21 protein-coding genes are annotated in these 17,932 nt (G+C 44.2%); 12 read left to right on the top strand and 9 right to left on the bottom strand.

Annotation, left to right across the window (positions count from 1 at the left end):
* The coding region (locus ACP5N5_RS00375) for an amidohydrolase family protein (protein WP_428130984.1) at positions 1-774 on the bottom strand (774 nt) is incomplete at its 3' end.
* Between the two features lie 148 nt (positions 775-922).
* Here ACP5N5_RS00375 and ACP5N5_RS00370 point away from each other — a divergent pair.
* Together ACP5N5_RS00370 and ACP5N5_RS00365 are read left to right on the top strand one after the other, a co-directional pair.
* Positions 923-2,323 (top strand): amidohydrolase family protein, encoded by a 1,401-nt coding sequence (locus ACP5N5_RS00370; RefSeq protein WP_428130982.1) that lies wholly within the window; start codon positions 923-925, stop codon positions 2,321-2,323.
* Positions 2,324-2,614: 291 nt separating this feature from the next.
* Positions 2,615-2,782, top strand: a complete 168-nt coding sequence (locus tag ACP5N5_RS00365) for a hypothetical protein (protein ID WP_014767131.1) — start codon at positions 2,615-2,617, stop codon at positions 2,780-2,782.
* Between the two features lie 78 nt (positions 2,783-2,860).
* Here the strand turns inward: ACP5N5_RS00365 and ACP5N5_RS00360 are convergent, their stop codons facing one another.
* From ACP5N5_RS00360 to ACP5N5_RS00350, 3 genes are all read right to left on the bottom strand, one after another.
* Positions 2,861-4,126, bottom strand: a complete 1,266-nt coding sequence (locus tag ACP5N5_RS00360) for an aminotransferase class V-fold PLP-dependent enzyme (protein WP_428130979.1) — start codon at positions 4,124-4,126, stop codon at positions 2,861-2,863.
* Positions 4,127-4,231: 105 nt separating this feature from the next.
* Entirely contained in the window at positions 4,232-5,482 is a 1,251-nt protein-coding gene (locus tag ACP5N5_RS00355; RefSeq protein WP_428130975.1) for an asparagine synthetase A, read from the bottom strand.
* Between the two features lie 186 nt (positions 5,483-5,668).
* The gene (locus ACP5N5_RS00350; protein WP_048058788.1) at positions 5,669-6,457 is read right to left on the bottom strand and encodes a phosphohydrolase; all 789 of its coding nucleotides are present in this window, start codon (positions 6,455-6,457) and stop codon (positions 5,669-5,671) included.
* Between the two features lie 99 nt (positions 6,458-6,556).
* On the opposite strand from ACP5N5_RS00350, the gene ACP5N5_RS00345 reads away from it, so the two are divergent.
* Together ACP5N5_RS00345 and ACP5N5_RS00340 are read left to right on the top strand one after the other, a co-directional pair.
* On the top strand, positions 6,557-7,300 hold the full coding sequence (locus ACP5N5_RS00345; RefSeq protein WP_428130968.1) for a PA14 domain-containing protein: 744 nt from the start codon (positions 6,557-6,559) through the stop codon (positions 7,298-7,300).
* Between the two features lie 57 nt (positions 7,301-7,357).
* Positions 7,358-8,248: an AEC family transporter gene (locus tag ACP5N5_RS00340; protein ID WP_428130964.1), complete on the top strand. Its 891-nt coding sequence runs from the start codon at positions 7,358-7,360 to the stop codon at positions 8,246-8,248.
* 527 nt (positions 8,249-8,775) lie between these two features.
* Here the strand turns inward: ACP5N5_RS00340 and ACP5N5_RS00335 are convergent.
* The 5 genes from ACP5N5_RS00335 to ACP5N5_RS00315 all read right to left on the bottom strand — a co-directional run bounded on the left by ACP5N5_RS00335 (position 8,776) and on the right by ACP5N5_RS00315 (position 11,598).
* The gene (locus ACP5N5_RS00335) at positions 8,776-9,714 is read right to left on the bottom strand and encodes a S1C family serine protease (protein ID WP_428130961.1); all 939 of its coding nucleotides are present in this window, start codon (positions 9,712-9,714) and stop codon (positions 8,776-8,778) included.
* A 172-nt stretch (positions 9,715-9,886) separates the two neighbouring features.
* The gene (locus ACP5N5_RS00330) at positions 9,887-10,198 is read right to left on the bottom strand and encodes a DUF438 domain-containing protein (protein WP_428130958.1); all 312 of its coding nucleotides are present in this window, start codon (positions 10,196-10,198) and stop codon (positions 9,887-9,889) included.
* A 274-nt stretch (positions 10,199-10,472) separates the two neighbouring features.
* Entirely contained in the window at positions 10,473-10,910 is a 438-nt protein-coding gene (locus tag ACP5N5_RS00325) for an Lrp/AsnC family transcriptional regulator (RefSeq protein WP_012608099.1), read from the bottom strand.
* Between the two features lie 2 nt (positions 10,911-10,912).
* A complete protein-coding gene (locus ACP5N5_RS00320; protein WP_042667155.1) occupies positions 10,913-11,215 on the bottom strand; it encodes a hypothetical protein in 303 nt (100 codons plus the stop codon).
* A gap of 5 nt (positions 11,216-11,220) precedes the next feature.
* A complete protein-coding gene (locus ACP5N5_RS00315; RefSeq protein ID WP_012608097.1) occupies positions 11,221-11,598 on the bottom strand; it encodes a class II SORL domain-containing protein in 378 nt (125 codons plus the stop codon).
* A gap of 188 nt (positions 11,599-11,786) precedes the next feature.
* On the opposite strand from ACP5N5_RS00315, the gene ACP5N5_RS00310 reads away from it, so the two are divergent.
* The 8 genes from ACP5N5_RS00310 to ACP5N5_RS00275 are packed head-to-tail and all read left to right on the top strand — an operon-like array spanning position 11,787 to position 17,930.
* Positions 11,787-12,332: a hypothetical protein gene (locus ACP5N5_RS00310; protein WP_042667157.1), complete on the top strand. Its 546-nt coding sequence runs from the start codon at positions 11,787-11,789 to the stop codon at positions 12,330-12,332.
* Positions 12,319-13,191: a GTP cyclohydrolase, FolE2/MptA family gene (locus tag ACP5N5_RS00305; RefSeq protein WP_428130948.1), complete on the top strand. Its 873-nt coding sequence runs from the start codon at positions 12,319-12,321 to the stop codon at positions 13,189-13,191. Before ACP5N5_RS00310 ends, ACP5N5_RS00305 begins: the two co-directional genes overlap by 14 nt.
* 13 nt (positions 13,192-13,204) lie before the next feature.
* Positions 13,205-13,936 (top strand): 6-hydroxymethylpterin diphosphokinase MptE-like protein, encoded by a 732-nt coding sequence (locus ACP5N5_RS00300; RefSeq protein ID WP_428130945.1) that lies wholly within the window; start codon positions 13,205-13,207, stop codon positions 13,934-13,936.
* The gene (locus tag ACP5N5_RS00295) at positions 13,929-14,318 is read left to right on the top strand and encodes a dihydroneopterin aldolase family protein (RefSeq protein WP_042667162.1); all 390 of its coding nucleotides are present in this window, start codon (positions 13,929-13,931) and stop codon (positions 14,316-14,318) included. Before ACP5N5_RS00300 ends, ACP5N5_RS00295 begins: the two co-directional genes overlap by 8 nt.
* Before the next feature lie 12 nt (positions 14,319-14,330).
* Complete coding sequence (locus tag ACP5N5_RS00290) at positions 14,331-15,044, top strand: flavoprotein (protein WP_428130942.1); 714 nt, start codon at positions 14,331-14,333, stop codon at positions 15,042-15,044.
* 9 nt (positions 15,045-15,053) lie between these two features.
* The gene (locus ACP5N5_RS00285; RefSeq protein ID WP_428130937.1) at positions 15,054-16,607 is read left to right on the top strand and encodes a dihydropteroate synthase-like protein; all 1,554 of its coding nucleotides are present in this window, start codon (positions 15,054-15,056) and stop codon (positions 16,605-16,607) included.
* 50 nt (positions 16,608-16,657) lie between these two features.
* Positions 16,658-17,695, top strand: a complete 1,038-nt coding sequence (gene hypE, locus ACP5N5_RS00280) for a hydrogenase expression/formation protein HypE (RefSeq protein WP_428130934.1) — start codon at positions 16,658-16,660, stop codon at positions 17,693-17,695.
* Between the two features lie 10 nt (positions 17,696-17,705).
* Complete coding sequence (locus tag ACP5N5_RS00275) at positions 17,706-17,930, top strand: HypC/HybG/HupF family hydrogenase formation chaperone (protein ID WP_012608089.1); 225 nt, start codon at positions 17,706-17,708, stop codon at positions 17,928-17,930.
* The last annotated feature ends 2 nt before the right edge of the window (positions 17,931-17,932 follow it).

Below are 17,932 nucleotides of genomic sequence, written 5' to 3'. Positions count from 1 at the left end.
CCTTATCAATGGAAGGAGGGCCTTTAGATCCCTCCATGCACTCCCCTCCCTGATGAATATATACATTCCACGTCTGAGCTTCTCTAAGGCCTCCCTGCTGCCGGTTGATTCATGGTCACTCAATATTCCAGCCGCGATGTAAGCATCTAGTTTTTCATCACTGAGGAGCGGTGCGTGTCCATCGATAACCATCCTCCTCTCGCTGGCAGCCTGTATCTTAGATAATACTTCCCGGTTGGCGTTTACAACACTTATGAAGTCCATGACTTCTCCTAAGCCAATGATGCCATCCATGTTTAATGCTTCCTTGACTTCTCTAGAGGACATGATATTACCGGGCGTCTCAAGCATATAGGATGGATCTGTAGCCGGTACACAGCTTGGCACCTCATAGAGTATTTTCAGCGGTAGCTCCCTGGATACTTTGGTGAATATCTCTAGCCCCTTCAACCCGAGGACGTTGACTATTTCATGTGGATCGGCAACCACAGTCGTTGTGCCATGCTTTAAAGCAATCTTGGAGAAACCTATTGGATCCAGCAGGGTTGATTCGATATGTATGTGGAGGTCTATGAAGCCTGGTACAGCATACCTTTTCCTTCCATCTATTACGATGGTCCTCGATGATATATATTTCGAGACATCCGCGATCTCCCCGATCCTAGCTATTCTACGCCCCTTAATTATTATGCTTGCATCCTCTAGTATCTCGCCCGTGGTTGAGGATACAAGGTTTATATTGGTTACCACGATGTCTGCTGGCGTACGCCCCATCGCCGTATTTATTAGTTCGGCTCTTTCATCAGGGTTAAAACTCGCGAAGTAGGATGGCAATCAACCACCTTTAGCCCTTTTTGATGTATTTCTCACTATGCAGGGTTATTAACTTTTATGAAATAAACCAATTATGTGGGTGGGCTATTTGGCGGATATATATATTAGAGGCGGCTGGATAATAACCATGGATTCCTCGAGAAGGATAATTCGTGACGGTGCTGTAGCAGTAGAGGATGGAGAGGTCAGAGCTGTAGGTAAAAGGGAGGTGCTTGACAAGGATTACCGTTATTACTCAGATATAGTAATCAATGCCGAGAGAGACATAGTGATGCCAGGGCTAATCAACACGCATGTACACCTAGCCCAAGGTCTGCTAAGGGCATGTGCAGACTACCTACCTCTAATCCCCTGGTTGAAGGATAGAGTTTGGCCGCTTCAGGGTAACTATAGACCTGAGGAGGCATTAGCATCAGCTAAACTAGTAACCCTTGAAATGATTAAATCGGGGACAACGGCTTTCCTTGAGACAGGGCTGGTGGGACGCTATGGTGTGGATAATATAGTGGAATTCCTACACGGCTCAGGGATAAGGGCTGCTATTGCTAGACATGTAATGGATTTGAAAGGCTATGCATTAGAGGAAAACATCCTGCACGAGGGACTAGTTGAGCCAGGGGATACTAGTTTCAATGACACGCTGAGACTACATAGCAAATATCATGGATGGGATAATAGGATATGGATATGGTTTGGGCCAAGAACCCCTGGAGCCGTAAGCCTTGAACTCTATAGAAAAATCTCTGAGAAAGCCAAGGAGTTGAAGACAGGAATAACAATGCACCTCGCAGAAGTAAGAGATGACGTTGAATACGCCATTAAGACATTTGGTAAAAAACCGGTTGAATTTGCTCACTGGCTAGGATTAACAGGGCCAAACGCTGTCCTGGTGCACGTAGTATGGGTTAGCGATGAGGAGATAAGGCTTCTCGGTGAAACCGGTACTTCTGTCAGCCATAATCCATCAAGCAATATGAAGCTGGCTAGTGGGGCAGCCAGGGTCTCGGATATGCTGTCTAATGGGGTTAACGTGGCCTTGGGGACCGATGGTGGTCCAAGTAATAACACGTATGACTTGGTAAGGGAGATGAAGCATGCTGCACTGCTTCAACCCCTTAGAACGCTGAGGGCTGACGCGATAAGGGCTGAGCAGGTCCTTGAGATGGCTACTATAAATGGTGCACGGGCATTAATGATCGGTAATATTACTGGGAGCATAGAGATCGGTAAAAGGGCGGATATAATAGTGATTGACTACTGGAACCCGCATTTACACCCATTAAACAACCCTGTCTCACACATTGTTTATGCTGCCTCGGGACATGATGTAAAACACAGTATTATAGATGGGAGATTAGTAATGTTTGATAGGAAAACACTCACGTTAGACGAGGAAGAGATAATAGAGGAGGCAGAGAAGGCGGCTTGGAATCTGTATAATCGTGCCGGGATATGTGGGAAGCCTGATGTAATATGGCCGCTGGTTTAGCCTTCAATATACAAACAAAAGGGGTTCTGTACACTCTTAATAGACAAATTTAATCACTGATTCATAAACTATAACACAATATTTTTAATTGAAACAATAGTTTAAAACTGGTATATTTTTATCACAATCTTTATACATTCATATCGATTGGAAACAGTGATTGAGTAATAGTTATTAATCATATTTTATATCAAACATAAACGTGTTCAGTGGGAACTGTTTTTACAAAACATAAAGTTTAAATATGGCAACATACTAAATAAAGTAAACGAAGGAATGGAGGGAAAGGGAATGCCCGAGAAGCTAAAGTTCTTCGATCTAAAGGCGAAGAAGTACTTCGAGACAGACCAGTACGAGGTTGTAGTGAAGGAGACCAAGAGGGGCAAGATAAAGATAGCCTTCGCTGTCAGCCCCTATTCCGGCAAGAAGTTTGCCAGAATCCTTGGTCCAGCAAAGTAGGCTTGATGAATACTCTAAGGAATAAAAATAAATTATTTATTTTTTAATTACCGTTACCTCGTAATCCTAATTCTTTAGCTATGTACCAGTGCAGACTTCTGTAGGTGGTTTTGATTTAAGCGACTCTTTTAGAGAAACTATTTTCTCCAGGGCCTCGATAAAGTAGTCCACTTCTTCTAATGTATTATATATATAGTAGCTTGCCCTCACAGTACCCTTTAATCCAAGCCTATAGTGTAATGGATGTGCACAATGCATTCCAGTTCTCACAGCTATACCGAATAAGTCGAGTGCCGAGCCAACTGTGTGGTGGTTTAACCCCTTTATATTGAATGCTATTACATCAGTCTTATCGCGTGGATTGCGTGGACCATAATATTCCACATCCTCGATCTCGCCAAGCCTCTTCAATGTGTATTCAACTAATGCTTTCTCGTGTTCACGCACATTCTCCATACCTATTTTCAACAGGTAGTCTACTGCAGCACCTAATCCGATGCCCCCTGCTATATTAGGTGTACCTGCTTCAAACCTCCATGGTAGGTCATGCCATACTACATTATCCAATGTGACATCCTTGATTGTATCTCCACCGACTTTAAATGGATGCATTGATTCGAGGAGTTCTTGTCTACCCCATAGGACACCTATTCCGGTGGGACCGAGCATTTTATGCCCGCTAAAGGCGAGGAAGTCTATTTCAAGCTCCCTTATATTTGTCGGGAGATGGGGGACGCTTTGAGCCCCGTCGGCAACAACTATTGCTCCAACACTATGGGCCAACCTAGCTATCCTTCGTGAATCATTTATCGTTCCTAGGACATTGCTTGCTATAGGGAAGGCTACTACGCGTGTTTTCTCGGTGATAAATTCCTCTAGCAGTTCATACTTTAAGTATCCATCATTGGTTATATCGATATATTTCACCTTGGCATTCTTGAGCTTTGCTATCAGTCTCCATGGAAGCATACTGCTATGGTGATCCATAACTGTTAATATTATCTCATCGCCCTCCCTGAGATTCCATAGTCCCCATCCATAGGCAACTATGTTCAATGCCTCGGTAGTATTACTACAGAAAATGATCTCTCTCCACGAGTAGGCGTTAATGAACTTGGCTATCTTCTCATGTGCTTCCTCATACATCTGGCTGGCCTCTTGGCTCAGGGTGTGGAATCCACGGTGTACATTAGCGTTGTGATACATGTAGAAGTCTCTGATAGCGTTGATCACCTGGATAGGCTTCTGAGTTGTCGCGGCGTTATCGAAGTAGACCAACTTCTTACCGTTGACCTCTCTGTTAAGGATGGGGAAATCCTTACGTATTTCCTCCGGGTCAAACATCCATGACACCTATTAAATGACATAACAATAGCCCTAAATATAGCTGACATTCTCCCTCGTTATAAAGGATGAGGCTTTCACTTATAAAAACAATGATCCAACCAGCTAGGGACCTATGATTCCCGGGATCCTTGGATGAGGAGACGCGTATGCTACATGTCGAAGTCTGTGGATGTATTTCACCAGTCTCTCGACACCCATACCCCATCCACATGAGGGTTGTATTGCCCCCGCTTTAGCCAGCTCGAGGAACCACCTGTATTTCTCAAGTGGTTCTCCATGATACTTTATTCTTTCAACTAGTTTCTCATACCTATACTCCCTGCATCCACCATCCAGTACTTCACCTGCATGGCCTGGTAGAATCAGGTTGTAGTCTATATTATATCCCGGTTTCTCGGGATCCGGCATATAATAGAAGCCCCTGCTTACCGTGGGGAAGCCGTGTAACCACACTGGGGTCCCATACATGTCTCCTAGTATTGCCTCGGCCTCGAAGCTTATTTCCTTACCGTGTTCAAGTCTATACCCTTTTCTCTCCAACAACCCTAGTGCTGAGTCATAGTCTATCCTAGGGTAGGGTGGTTTTGTAATAGTCTTCTCTAGGAAATCTACCTGATCGTATGTTAGGAGCTCGCTGTAATGGTTGAGCATATATCTCACTGTTTTATATAGTGTTTCCTCAGCCAGCCTCATCATATCGCTGGCTGTGGTTATAGAGGCTTCGACATCCACTTGAGTGAACTCGACTAGGTGTCTCCCAGTATACATGTTTTCAGGTGGCTCTATTCTAAGGTTCCTGGCTACGTAATATATCTTCCCGAGTAGTGATGCATATAATTGTTTATACATGATGACACTACTTTGTACCTCATATGTCTCACCATATATTTTGACAATGGCCTTTTCCGCTCCCCGCAGACCTGGATCGCTTACATAACCTATTATTGGGGCTGGCAATTCCGTGAAGCCGTGCTCATCAAGTATACGTCTCATGGTCCTCAATACTATAGAGTATGTTTTAACAACCCGTAGTATTTCAGGGCGTCTAATATATATGGGGTAGTTTCTCACATACTCGGCCGGATCCAAGGGTACGTTATCCACGCATATTTTCGCGGGCTCTAATGGTTTGTGGAGAACCTTGAAGTCTTTCACCTTCAATCCCTGCTCAGTTAGCACCCCGGTTATTAATACTGTTGACTCACATGGTAGTGAAGTAATATCCCTAGCCTTCTCACCCAGGATTCGTACCTCTTTCTCGCCTGTGGCATCTCTTACAAGGATTCTCGAGGAGTCGAGGGGTTTTATTCTTGCATATATGGCTATTTCTTCATCTAAGAATAGTTTATGCACAGGGATTTTTAGACTACGTGTTAAATAACATCCCTTTCACCTATTGAGCACATAATATCCTCTGGATGGTTTTTAAATCTTTATAGATATAAACCCGAATAGATGTGGGAACCAATGAACTGTCCAAGAGGTAACTCTCGTCCTTCAGGGCGGGGGGTCAGACTAAGACATATATATCATTATTGATCAAGAGGGTGTATATGATTTAACCACGGATCCCCCCATTAAAGTGTAGACCTCCACATGGTTCTTCAAGGGTGTTGACGATATCTTTGGTATAAGTATTTCATCCACCTGGAATATCCCAGCTCGCTCCGTCATATTCACGTTTATTCTTACAGAGAATCTCTCTGAGGGAAGTATTTCAACGGATTTTATGCTAAGCGCTGAAACACTATGTATGGAGATACCTCCAAGCCTATAGGGTACCCTCGCCCTTCCCTCAGCCATATCAACGCCATCACCTACTTTAACGCATCCAGCCTCATAGGTGAGGCATTCTACGTCATAGCTTGTACAATATATTGCATGCGCTATCTCCTGCCTTAACTTAGTCCTGGTTAGTTGATCCGTGATCAACTTCTCAAGAACCCTCTCGATGATTGGTATAGCCAGTAGGGCCCCAATCCTTTCATGCATGTCCCTGTGGATGCTATTACCTATATCATGAAGCAACGATCCGATTAATGGTATAAGCCACGTGTATTCAATATTATCCACGACTCCATCCTTTAATAGGGAAGGCTGAACTCCTTTGGAGAGAAGTAACTGGTATATGTAGAGTGATGCACCAGCGGCTATATGTGCATGCACCGATCCATGGTCATTATATTTCAAGCGGTTTACAGCCATGACATTAGCCATGCTCCATAATGCCTGAACCTCTGGATCATTTACTAATAGTGTATATGCCTGTTTAAGGAAGGGATTTCCAGATAACATGGATTCAATGAGTTTCGGGTTAACTAAAACCATCACTTATCCCTTTACCGTGTTTCCATGTAAATAGTAAATAAACCCTTAATAAATTACTTACATAGATATTTACATGATATGCTTCTAAAGGTGTACCCTGTGTCATTGGTCACAATAAGGCTGGCTAAGCCAGGCTTACTCAACGGTGTCAAGACACGATTTTACGCCTGGGATAATGGTAATCCACCCAAGGGGCTTAACGGACTACACTCCTTAGCTGAGGTGATCAGCCCACGTATAGATTTCACATGGTTTGAGAAGCCGCATGAGAAAATCACCTCAGAAAAATTCATCGCCGAATTCAAAGGCTTTATTAAGATAGATGTACCCGGAGTATACAGGTTCTACGTGGTTTCAGACAACGGTGTTATATTCTCCGTTGGCGATAAAACACTTATTGATACATGGTCCAGCCAGGAGTCTCGGATACATAGTAGTCCTGAGATAAGGTTGGATAAGGGTTTCAAAAGGATAATACTGCTCTACTATAACAGGGCTAGACACAGCGAGGTAAGGCTTGGATGGGTGAAACCAGGGGGTAGAGTAGAGGTAATCCCGGATGATAGATACTATTTCTCGATCGGCGAGCATGTATTCATTACTGGGTTACCCGATGGCTATGTGGTGAGGATGCTGCCATTAAAGGATGTATCATCAGAGAAGACATGTGTCTCCTTAATGAATATATGCATGGTGGAGGTACCGTGGAAAGAACAACCGCTTGAAGCCTATGTAAGCATATATAATAGAGAAGGAAAAGTATTCGCCAGGTTCTCCGAGCCACTGGTATTCTTTGGTGGTGACGAATATATCGTTGAATACCTTGGGGGCAACCAACATTAATATTGTTTGCTCACATCAAAAATGACACGCACTAGGGATCTATCAGGGGTATCAGGCTTGAATGAGGTCCCCATGTTAATGTTGTTAATAGGTATAGGTGTTCTTGTACAGGTGGTTTTCAAACGGATCCTGGGATTAGACGAGCTCTTCGAGAGAATATTGAAAAAGCTTGTTGATTTCATCTACTATTTACTGATACCCCTGGCATTCACAAAGACCTATACCGAGAGAGGTGTCATGGTGAATGATTTATGGTTGATGGCTTCATTCATAATATTTCTAGTTATCTCCATGACATCCCTAAGACTTATCGTTAGGCACGGAAGTAAAGACTATTATAATGCATTACTTATCACATCTATATTTCCCAACGCAGTCTTCCTCGGTTTCCCGGTTTCACTTGCATTATTTGGTTCCATACATGTTGCATCCATATATGGTCTTGCAACACTAGTCCTTAATGTCGTGGCACCGGACATCATCGCACTGGGTAAAGCCTCGCTGATAAGGCTCATTGAAATGCCGGCGCTGCTAGGCTTTATCATAGGGTTGATTGGACACTACCTGTTCCCTCCGGGATTAGCTGGGACCATCATTAACGCATTGTGGTGGGCACCCTACGCATTAAGTTATACAGCTACGATGATCCTGGGAGCTAGGCTGCCGCTAAGAGTGGATGTACTGCGGGGAAATATTAAGTTCATAGCGCTCACCTCTATATATAGGTTCATGATTGCACCATTAGTCACATATATAGTATTGTTTATACCTGGAGTGGATTGGAGTATTGTTACACAGGCCATTCTCGTCTCAATGATGCCTCCCGCCGTGTTAAATACCCTGATTGCAAGCAAGTATGGATGGATGCCTGAATTAGTTGCATCCACCACATTTATTCTGACATTAATAGTGGTTCTATGCCTCCTCTTTACCAACTTATTGTTTTAATTATCCAGAACTGAGAAGGGTCCTCCGTTATTTGCTTTTTAGACACCATTTCCAGCCTATGGTCTTTCTAGGTCTCCATGGGCTGGTTCACCACGGCTTCGGGTATGCTTTTTCCACCAGTTCCTTCACGTTGTAAATCACTATACGGAATTACTGCTCGGGGCTAGTGGTCTCGGAGACTCCCCGATACATTCATAAATACTATCTACGTACTATATGTAGTCAGAATTACAAGTTTCACCAGTCCTACAAAACCCTTAAAAACCTACAAACTAGAAAAGTATAGTATCCTTTTGCTTAGAGCCCTTGGCTGTTGTTTTGGTTTTTATATGGGCTTGTATTGATTGGTGTTGTTTGCTGCTGTGAAGAGTTTATTATAATAAGGTGGGGGGCTGAGGACACCTCCAAAGAAACCCGGGATACAGGGTCTCAGGGTACCCCTCAACACCCCTAAGCCCGATGAAGGGACAACACAGCCAACATAAACTTAATATCAGACCCTGAACCCTCCCCCCTTTCTAAACGGCTTACTCGAGTTCCTCAACAACTATTGGGACTTCTATCTTGAATAACTTGCCTCCTCTAATTATCTCCAGCTGAATAACGCCATTATCTATGCTCTCCTCTATAGTCTCCTTTAACTCACTGGTTTTCCTCACTGGTTTTCCATTAACCGCTACTATTACATCTCCCTCCCTAATGCCCATTCTATAAGCTGGCATACCTGGCACAACCCTTACAACTAACAATCCTTCCTTTACTGGTAGCCTATATATTGAAGAAGTGGTTGGATTTAATGGTGCTACGTAGACCCCTATCCATGCTCTCAGCGGTCTACCATATTTTCTAATGATCTCTATGAAACGCTTCACCGTGTTCACCGGTATGGCGAACCCGATTCCCTGTGCATAAGGTATTATTGCAGTGGCTACCCCGATAGCCTCTCCATTCAAGTTCACGAGTGGCCCTCCGCTATTACCTGGGTTTATTGCGGCATCTGTCTGAATGAGGTCCTCTAGTATTACTTCACCACTTGAAAGAGTTCTTCCAACCGCGCTTATTACTCCTAGTGTGACACTGGGACCTGGTAATCCTAGTGGAGACCCTATGGCTAATACTATTTCACCGGGCTTAACCATGTTAGAGTCTCCTAGCCTTATTGGTACACCATGTTTCTCAGTCCTTAGGAGAGCTAGGTCCCTGCTTGGGTCTATGGCTACTATTTCAGCCTCACTAATATATCCATCACTAAACATTATCTTGACAACTGATGCATTTCTAACCACATGCGCATTAGTTACTACCAGGCCCTCTGAAACAATGAAGCCTGATCCATAGCTTCTAGCCTGTTCCTGACTGAAGAAGAATGGAATTGGATAAGATATTTGAGTAGCTATGGTTACCACTGACGACTCTATCTCCTCAACCATTCTAGTTAGCTTCACGGATAACTCGTAGGGATCCATTATAGATCACTAGTATAAAATCAGGGTGAAATAATTAAAATACCTTATTCTTTATTAAGTGTTTCTCACCTATCGTGGCTTTTACAACTGAAAGCCTCGTCCTTGTCCTTTATGGCGGGAATGGAGTGTTTATTAGGTTTTAGTGCTTGCACTATAGCTGGATGGTGGAGTGTTACAAGAGTGATGCATATAGTCCTAGTGCCTCACTCCACTTCAGTATTTCCTGGTTTTCCCGGATTAATAGATCCAGTGGATGGCCTCTCGGAACATCCTTCAACTCCCTACTAGCTAATACCTCTCTGAATAACTCAACGTGGAGATCGCATAGTTTTAATATGTCATCCACCCTGAAGCCCTCCTTGAGGAGTTCCTGCTCTATAAAAGGTATTTCAATTGGTAAAACCTGGGAGAGCTCATACCTATATTTCTCCTTTAACTCCTTTACATCGACTCCCTGATGGAGCTGCTTTATCAGGTTTTTCACTATCTCTTACTTGGTTTTGATGCCATACCTGTTCACCATGTGTATATATTGGGTAATATCCTCTTACAAATTTGACCAAGTCAAATAATCATTGATAATATAGTGGCCTGAAAACTATTGGGTAGCATTCATCACAGCAAAGACAGCATTATCCTACTTTATGGGATATCCCATAAAGTAGGTATGGTTCTGGCCAGGATTCGACAACTGGCTGCTTTAGGTATGGAATGTAGTGAGAAACATGCAGGTAAGGTAACTGGTGGATTTGGTGGATTTAAACGTATGCATCGGCCTTGATTATGTCGGTGAGTATTGCTGGATAGATATTTATAACGCCCTCTATATTCTTTATCTCATCATGTATTTTCTTTAATTCCTCACTATCTCTCGCCCATATTACTGCAAGTAGCTCGTGGTCTCCCGACGTCAATGCAATGTATTTAACATATTCCTTCTCCCTTAGTTTCGATGCCACCTCGAATAATTTATCTGGTTTGACATTTATACCGGTGAAGCTGATCTTATTATATCCCAGGACGGCCGGGTTAACTATTAACGCATATTTCCTTATCACACCTCTTTCCTCCAGTTTTCTAACTCTTTTGATCACTGCTACATCACTTAGCTTTAGCTTCATTGCGATTTCTCTAAAGGGTTTTCTAGCGTTTTCCATTAACTCCCTTATTATAAACGTGTCAATCTCATCAAGCAAGTCTAATCACCCTGCTTACACAAGTCTAGCTTAAATATACCTAGCCTTTTAAACTCATTATCCCCGGTCTCCCTGTATTCGATCAACCTAGCTTCGCAACCCATAGATCTCAATATATATGCGTAGTCCTCTACCCAATCCCTCACACCGCATGTCAGGCAGAACGAGCCCTCGAACTCGACCACGACTATTCCATCTTCTTCACTAATACTTACAAGGCGGGCAGTGGCCTCAGGAGACCTGGTTTTATTGTATGCCTCGAGAGCGGAAAAAACTACTTCATGAAGTAACCGGTTTTTCTCCAAGGATCTTACCCCGATATCTTTATTTCCTTGTAATTCTCCCATAATCCATGGAGGTTACAGTACTCAACAGCGATTAGTTTACCCGGCTTCTGGATCTTCAAGTATACCTCCACGACAGGCTCGCTATATACTGGTGTGAACTCATATCTACCTATTAGGATGGGGTTGAATACTCGGCCCTCTTCCTCAAAGTATAATTCCATCCATCTAATAGAGTGTTCCACGGTGTTAGGATGGGGTCCAACACTAACTTTTACCTTGAATACCTCACCGGGTTTCACCGAGTCAGGAGCCTCTATCCTGGGTGTGTGGCTTTCCACCTTGCTTAATGCCTCTCCCCTGGCTGATGAAGGTGTGTATATGAGATCTTTTAATCCAGTCATATTATCTACCCAAACTAATAAATTAAAATAGGGATTTTTAAAGTTTATAATGTGAGCCATATATTTTAAGTAACTATATTCCATGATAACCCATAGGTCAGCTGGGATTACAAGCCAGAGGTAAATTAATTATTTAATTTGCCCTCACAATATCTAAATGTGCTGACACTGCTTACAGGGTGGTATAAATGAGTGATGACCGAGAGATCTTAGAGCTACTAAAGAAGCTTCTTTCAAAACCCGAGAGAAAGATAGAGGGCCGGGTGGGATTGGAGGTCGAGTCCATTGGGCCAGAGTCACCTCATGGAGTATATGTATTCAATCATTCAAGCGGTAAATGGATCTTGAGACAAATAGAGGGAGATTATTTTAAGCCGTGGGAGGATGGATTATACGTAATATACTTCGATAACGCCAAGTGTCCTGCTTGCAGAGGTTATGATGCATACTGGTATCCCTTCGTCAAGCTCTTCGGCTCTGCATTCAAGAATTCGCACTATGTCGTCATACTTTGCGACTGGTTTACAAGGGAGTGTGATTCGAGCATTGCTAAGGGTAGCTTCGAATACTACGATATCCATGCATCACCGACAACCCTACTATTATATGTGGAGAATAATGGGGTTAAAGCATCCAAGAGACTTGAGGGTTCTAAGAGAATAGATGAACTAGTTAATGAGGTATCAAACTTCATCAAGAGTGTTAAGGGTAGTCAAGTAAGTGGAAGTGGTTGATGTGGCCCACGATGGGATCCCCGATGTCCACAGTGAGAAACCCCCATTCGAGTTGGATGTGGATAATGTTGGCTTAAGAGGGCTTCGTGGACCCATTATGAAGATTAGGGAATACATGGTTATCCCGGTATTCAAGGTGTCGGTTAGCTTACCGGCATCATTTAGGGGGGCTCATTTATCGCGTTTATACAAGGCTTATACAGGGGTTGTGAAACCAGGTGCCGAGCTAACAATGGATTTACTGAGGCAGCTAGCCATAAGGCTACTCGAGGTAAACGAGTATGCTGTGAGAGCCATGGTTTCAGTTAAGGGGAGGCTCTATCATACGGTGGATCGGGGAGGTGTACCGGAGTACTCTAGCAACGGTTTTATATACGCTGGCGTGAGGTATGAGCGTGGAGGCAGCGTGAGTGAATACACTGGTGGAGGCATTTACGGGTTAACCACCTGTCCATGTGCAGGAGCGGTCTCTAGACATATATATGGGGAACCCTACACCCACATGCAGAAGGTAAGGATTAATGCATATATTAAGTCCAGTAAAACCCTTATCGAGCCCATAGAGGTCTTCGAGAAGCTTAATACAGTTGTCTACACACCACGTAACTACCTTAAGAGGATTGAGGAGGCCGAATTTGTTAAGATGATATATGAGAAGCCACTGTTCACAGAGGATATCGCCAGGCTTGCAGCAGTTAAGCTAGCCGAGCTAGTGGCTAACCATGGAATCAGCGGGCCCAATGGAATATTATATGTGAGTGTAAGATCCTATGAAACCATACACGAGTACATTGTTGAATCAATAGTTAGAACCAGGTTAACCGATATAGCTGGCTTTAAGATAATTAATAAGACTTAAATAGGGTGGTTAATTGAGCTGGGTAATAGATCCCTCCGAGTGGAAACCGTTGTATAATTACATAAAGTCCAGGCTGAACCTTTCATTCGATAGGGATCAGGAATCCACTGATTTATTAAGTAGGCTTCTAGAAAACCGTGATAATATAATCGAGTACGATGAGTTGAGGGAAGCCTATGAAGGTAGAAATCGTGCACTTATTTTCGGATGTAGTCATAGCCTTACGAGAGACCTGAGGAAGGCTGTTGAAACCAACGTACTTAGAGATGCCCTGCTTATAGCTGCTGATGGATCAACCTCTCTCCTTCTATCACATGGTATCTACCCGGATATTGTTGTCACTGATCTAGATGGATACATATATGACCTAGCCAGGGCTTCGCATCAAGGCTCTATAACCGTGATACATGCCCACGGAGATAATATGTATAGGATAAACAGGTTTATCGGGGAGTTCAAGGGCCCGTTAATCGGCTCTACACAGGTGGAGCCGCGGCCACACGTGTACAACTTCGGGGGATTTACCGATGGTGATAGAGCGGCCTTCATAGCTTACGCTATAGGTATTAGAGAGATATATCTAGCAGGCTTCAACCTCTATGGAGAGCCCTCTATATGTCCAGGTAAAATCGTCCCGTTTAATAAGAGGTTGAAAAAAGCGAAGCTTGAAGTAGCCTCATACATGCTCAAGTACTTAACGGGTAAAGGAGTTTCCTTTAAATATATTGGGGAGGGAGTTGACTAGCGATCCAGCTGCAAAGTATTTCTCAGGTAAAACCACGTCGAGGGATAGAGCAGTATTCGAGGCAGGCATCGCTATAGGGATGATCGTACACCAGTTCACAGGTATACCTGTAAAGAGGCTGGAGGATATAGAGTTAATAGGGAAAGTCATCGAGAACGCTGTAAAGGCGCAGCCTTTCAAGGAGGATGCTAAGATAGAGATAAGGATAGGGGATCTAAGCAGTAGCCCTGGGAACCCATATAGCTACACCACCCTGAAGACGAGGCATATAGATGCCAGGATAGTGGTTAGATACAACAATGTAAGAGTTGTAGCCAGGCTTAGATACATTCCCGAACTAGACTTTAACCTGGCGTATATAGAGGATATTGAAGAGCTTTGAGGATGCTGCTTCATGCCGGAGAAAAATGTTGCATGGGGCATAACAGGTGCCGGCGCCTTCTTGAAGGAGAGCATTAATGCTATTTCGAAGATCATGGATAGCGGCGTAGGTGTCACAGCATATGTTTCGCGAGCCGGTAGAAGTGTGCTAGCGATGTATGGGTATCTGGATCAATTAACAGGTATTCTTCAAGGCCCTTATCCTATCGGCGTGGTCTTCGAGGATGAGGAGGATGCCGGGTATCCGTCTACTGGCAGAATATATAGGGGCGTATATAACTTGGTGGTTGTCTCGCCAGCCTCCATGAACACTGTCTCGAAAATAGTTAACGGGATAGCAGACTCACTGGTATCCAACCTGGTAATGCATGCGGTTAAGAATAATATTCCGGTCTTAATCATGCCTGTAGATCTCTACGAGTCTAAGAGCGTGATGCCCCTTGTAATAGATAGGGATAAATGCTCCATGTGTGGCAAGTGTATTGCAGCTGAGAACTGTCCAACAGGGGCTCTACGACCTGACCCTCGGCATAAGGTTAGGGTTAGCCCTGCAAGGTGTACAAAGTGTTTCATATGTCGAAAAATATGCCCCTATAACGCTATCCACTTCGATGTAGAAGTTGTGGTTAAACCACATCCATTCTACGTGGGTATCATTAAGAGGCTTAACGATATAGAGGGCGTGGAGATAATAGATCACCCTGACAGGATCTTAGAATACATCTAGGTGAATTAATTGAGGATAGCGTTGGTGACTGGTAGGCTAGCAGGGGATGCTATTAGGAAAATAGCGTCGGGGATCAATGTTTCCGGGATCGAGTTAGTAGTCGTGGAATTACCAATACCTGTAGCAGCCATGATGAGTGATACTTATCTCGAGAAGGAGCTGCCTAGGCACATGGATGTGCTTGGAAACGTGGACCTGGTTATAGTTCCGGGATACACTAGTGGTGACCTCACGAGGGTATCAGAACTTATCGGTAAACCGGTGGTAAAGGGGGTGAAGTACATGTATGACATCCCATTAATGATTAAAGCCATCTCCAATGGTATTGAACTCTCACCCAGGACGCCGGCAGATGATGTGGTAAGGCTCTATAGGGCTGAGAGAGATAAAGAGGTGCTCAGGGGTCTCAGAGAAAAGGCTAGTACACAATACTATTTCACCATAGGGGATAGATATAAAATCTACGTGAGCCCCGTTTATCCTATTATCATCCACGAGGTATACATGGGACATGATGCATACACGCTTGACGACATCATCAAGAAATCCGAGAAGGCTTTACTCGATGGAGCCGATATAGTTGTAGTCGGGTTTCCCCATAACGTACCAGTAGATATCATTGAAGAGGTGGTTGCAGAAGTAAAGAAGAGGCTTGGAAGACCCATTGGCGTTGATGTAGAGGATGTCAACGCACTATTGAAAGCTGCTGAGGCCGGAGCAGATGTGTTGATGAGTCTCAGTTACTCTAAGATAATGATGCTTGATAATGCATCATCCATTAGCGATAAAGGCGTTGTCTTGATACCGGATCACAGCATCCACGAGGAAGATAAGCTTGGTAGCCTTGTAGAGGCATATAAGCTGGCAGTGGAGAAAGGGCTCTCAAAGATAATAGTGGATCCTGTCCTAGACCCCCCGCTTAGCGGGCTTGCATCCTCCCTAGAGAGATACAGGGCGGTAAGACGGTTGTTCCCTCATACTCCATTATTAATGGGTGTTGGAAACGTTACCGAGCTAATAGATGCTGACAGCGTTGGCGTAAACGCTATCCTGGCATCGATAGGTGTTGAAATCGGGGTCGAAGCTTATTTGACAACTGAGGCTAGTGTGAAGACGCGTGGCTCCACCAGGGAGCTTAGAAGAGCCCTCGACATGTGCCTTATAGCGCGTAACGAGTCCAGGCCTCCAAAGGATTTATCCATAAACCTTCTGTTACTGAAGGATAAGCGGAGGAAGTCTATTGGTACCAGGCAGCGTGGTGTAATCCTGTATGCTAGGGAAAGAAGGAGCTCGGGGATCGATCCAAAAGGCGTTTTTAAGATATATGTGGATCATGATGCTGGAAACATCATCGTCGAGCACTACAGGCTCGGAGAATTAGAGCCCGACTACACTATCATTGGGAATGATCCATACGCTATACTTTCAGAGATAACTGGGAGACAGCTCGCTTCAAAGCCAGAGCACTATTTCTACTTGGGCTACGAGTTAAGCAAGGCATATGTAGCGTTGAAAACCGGGAAAGAATACGTTCAAGAAGAGGATTTATTCGAGGATACTTAAAAATATAGGTTTCAACATCCCATATAGCAGTCTTAGAGGGGCTTTCATTAATGGAGGATAAAATAATTACAACCCTCCACGGGGCTGGCGGAATCGAGTCATGGAATATAATAGAGAAGCTGATACGTGGACGTGTACCCAGAGACCTCTGGAGCACACCAGGGGGAGCAGGTCTAGACGTACTCGACGACGGCTCATACATTAGGATCGGTGAGTCATATATAGTGTTCGCTAGCGATGCATATACTGTGAAACCACTGTTCTTTCCAGGTGGAAATATAGGTGAGCTCGTTGCTTCAGGAGTATTAAACGACCTGGTAATGATGGGGGCTCGACCAGTAGCATTCATGGATAACATAGTTGTTGAAGAGGGCTTCGCCATAAGGGAATTGGAAGACATAGTGGACTCGATGGTTAAGACGCTCGTTGAAAACAATGTTGCATTGATTGGCGGGGACTTCAAAGTCATGCCAAGGGGAAGCGTTGATGGAGTAGTTATCTCGGGCTTCGCCATAGGGGTCTCTGGCAAACCACCCGTGGTTGATTCCATAAAGCCTGGCGATAAAATAATAGTTACAAACTATATTGCGGAGCACGGCTCGACAATATTAGCTGCCCAGCTGGACATGCTTAACGATGCACCCGGGCTTAAAAGCGATGTAAAGCCTCTTGTTAAAACTGTTTTACCAGTAATCGAGGAGTACCGTGACTACATAAACGCGGCTAGGGATCCCACTAGAGGAGGGCTCGCCGCGATACTGAATGAGTGGTCTCGTTCCAGCGGCCTAACAATAATTATTGACAAGGGGAAGATACCTGTTAGAAAAGAGGTGGCAGAGTTCCTCGAGATGCTTGGGGTAGACCCTCTTACACTGGCATCGGAGGGTGTTGCAGTGTTAAGCGTTAGAAGCGAGGTAGCGGATAAAGTAGTTGAGGCCCTCCATAGAAACGGTGAGAACCCATATATCATAGGGGAAGTCGTCGAGCCTAGATCAGGGGAGTTGAGGGGTCGGGTAGTTGCTTTAACAGAGGTTGGGGGTTTAACGATTATTCCCCCTCAAGCATATAACTTACCGAGGATATGTTAGGAGGAGTACTATGTGTTTAGGCGTCCCAGGCGAGGTCATAGGTATTGAGGATAATAATGAGCTGAAGACTTTAAGGGTGAGGATTGGTGGTGTGATCCGCGAGGTCATATCGGCGCTGGATAAAGTGGAGGTAGGCGACTATGTCATCGTCCACGCCGGTGTAGCCATAAGCAAGATCAGCAGAGAGGAGGCGGAGGAAACACTCAGGCTCCTTGCGGAGATCAGTGGCATCTAGAA

Source organism: Desulfurococcus sp., assembly GCF_049970475.1.
GTDB classification, from domain to species: Archaea; Thermoproteota; Thermoprotei_A; order Sulfolobales; family Desulfurococcaceae; genus Desulfurococcus; species Desulfurococcus amylolyticus.
This window is presented reverse-complemented; position numbering and strand designations above follow the sequence as displayed.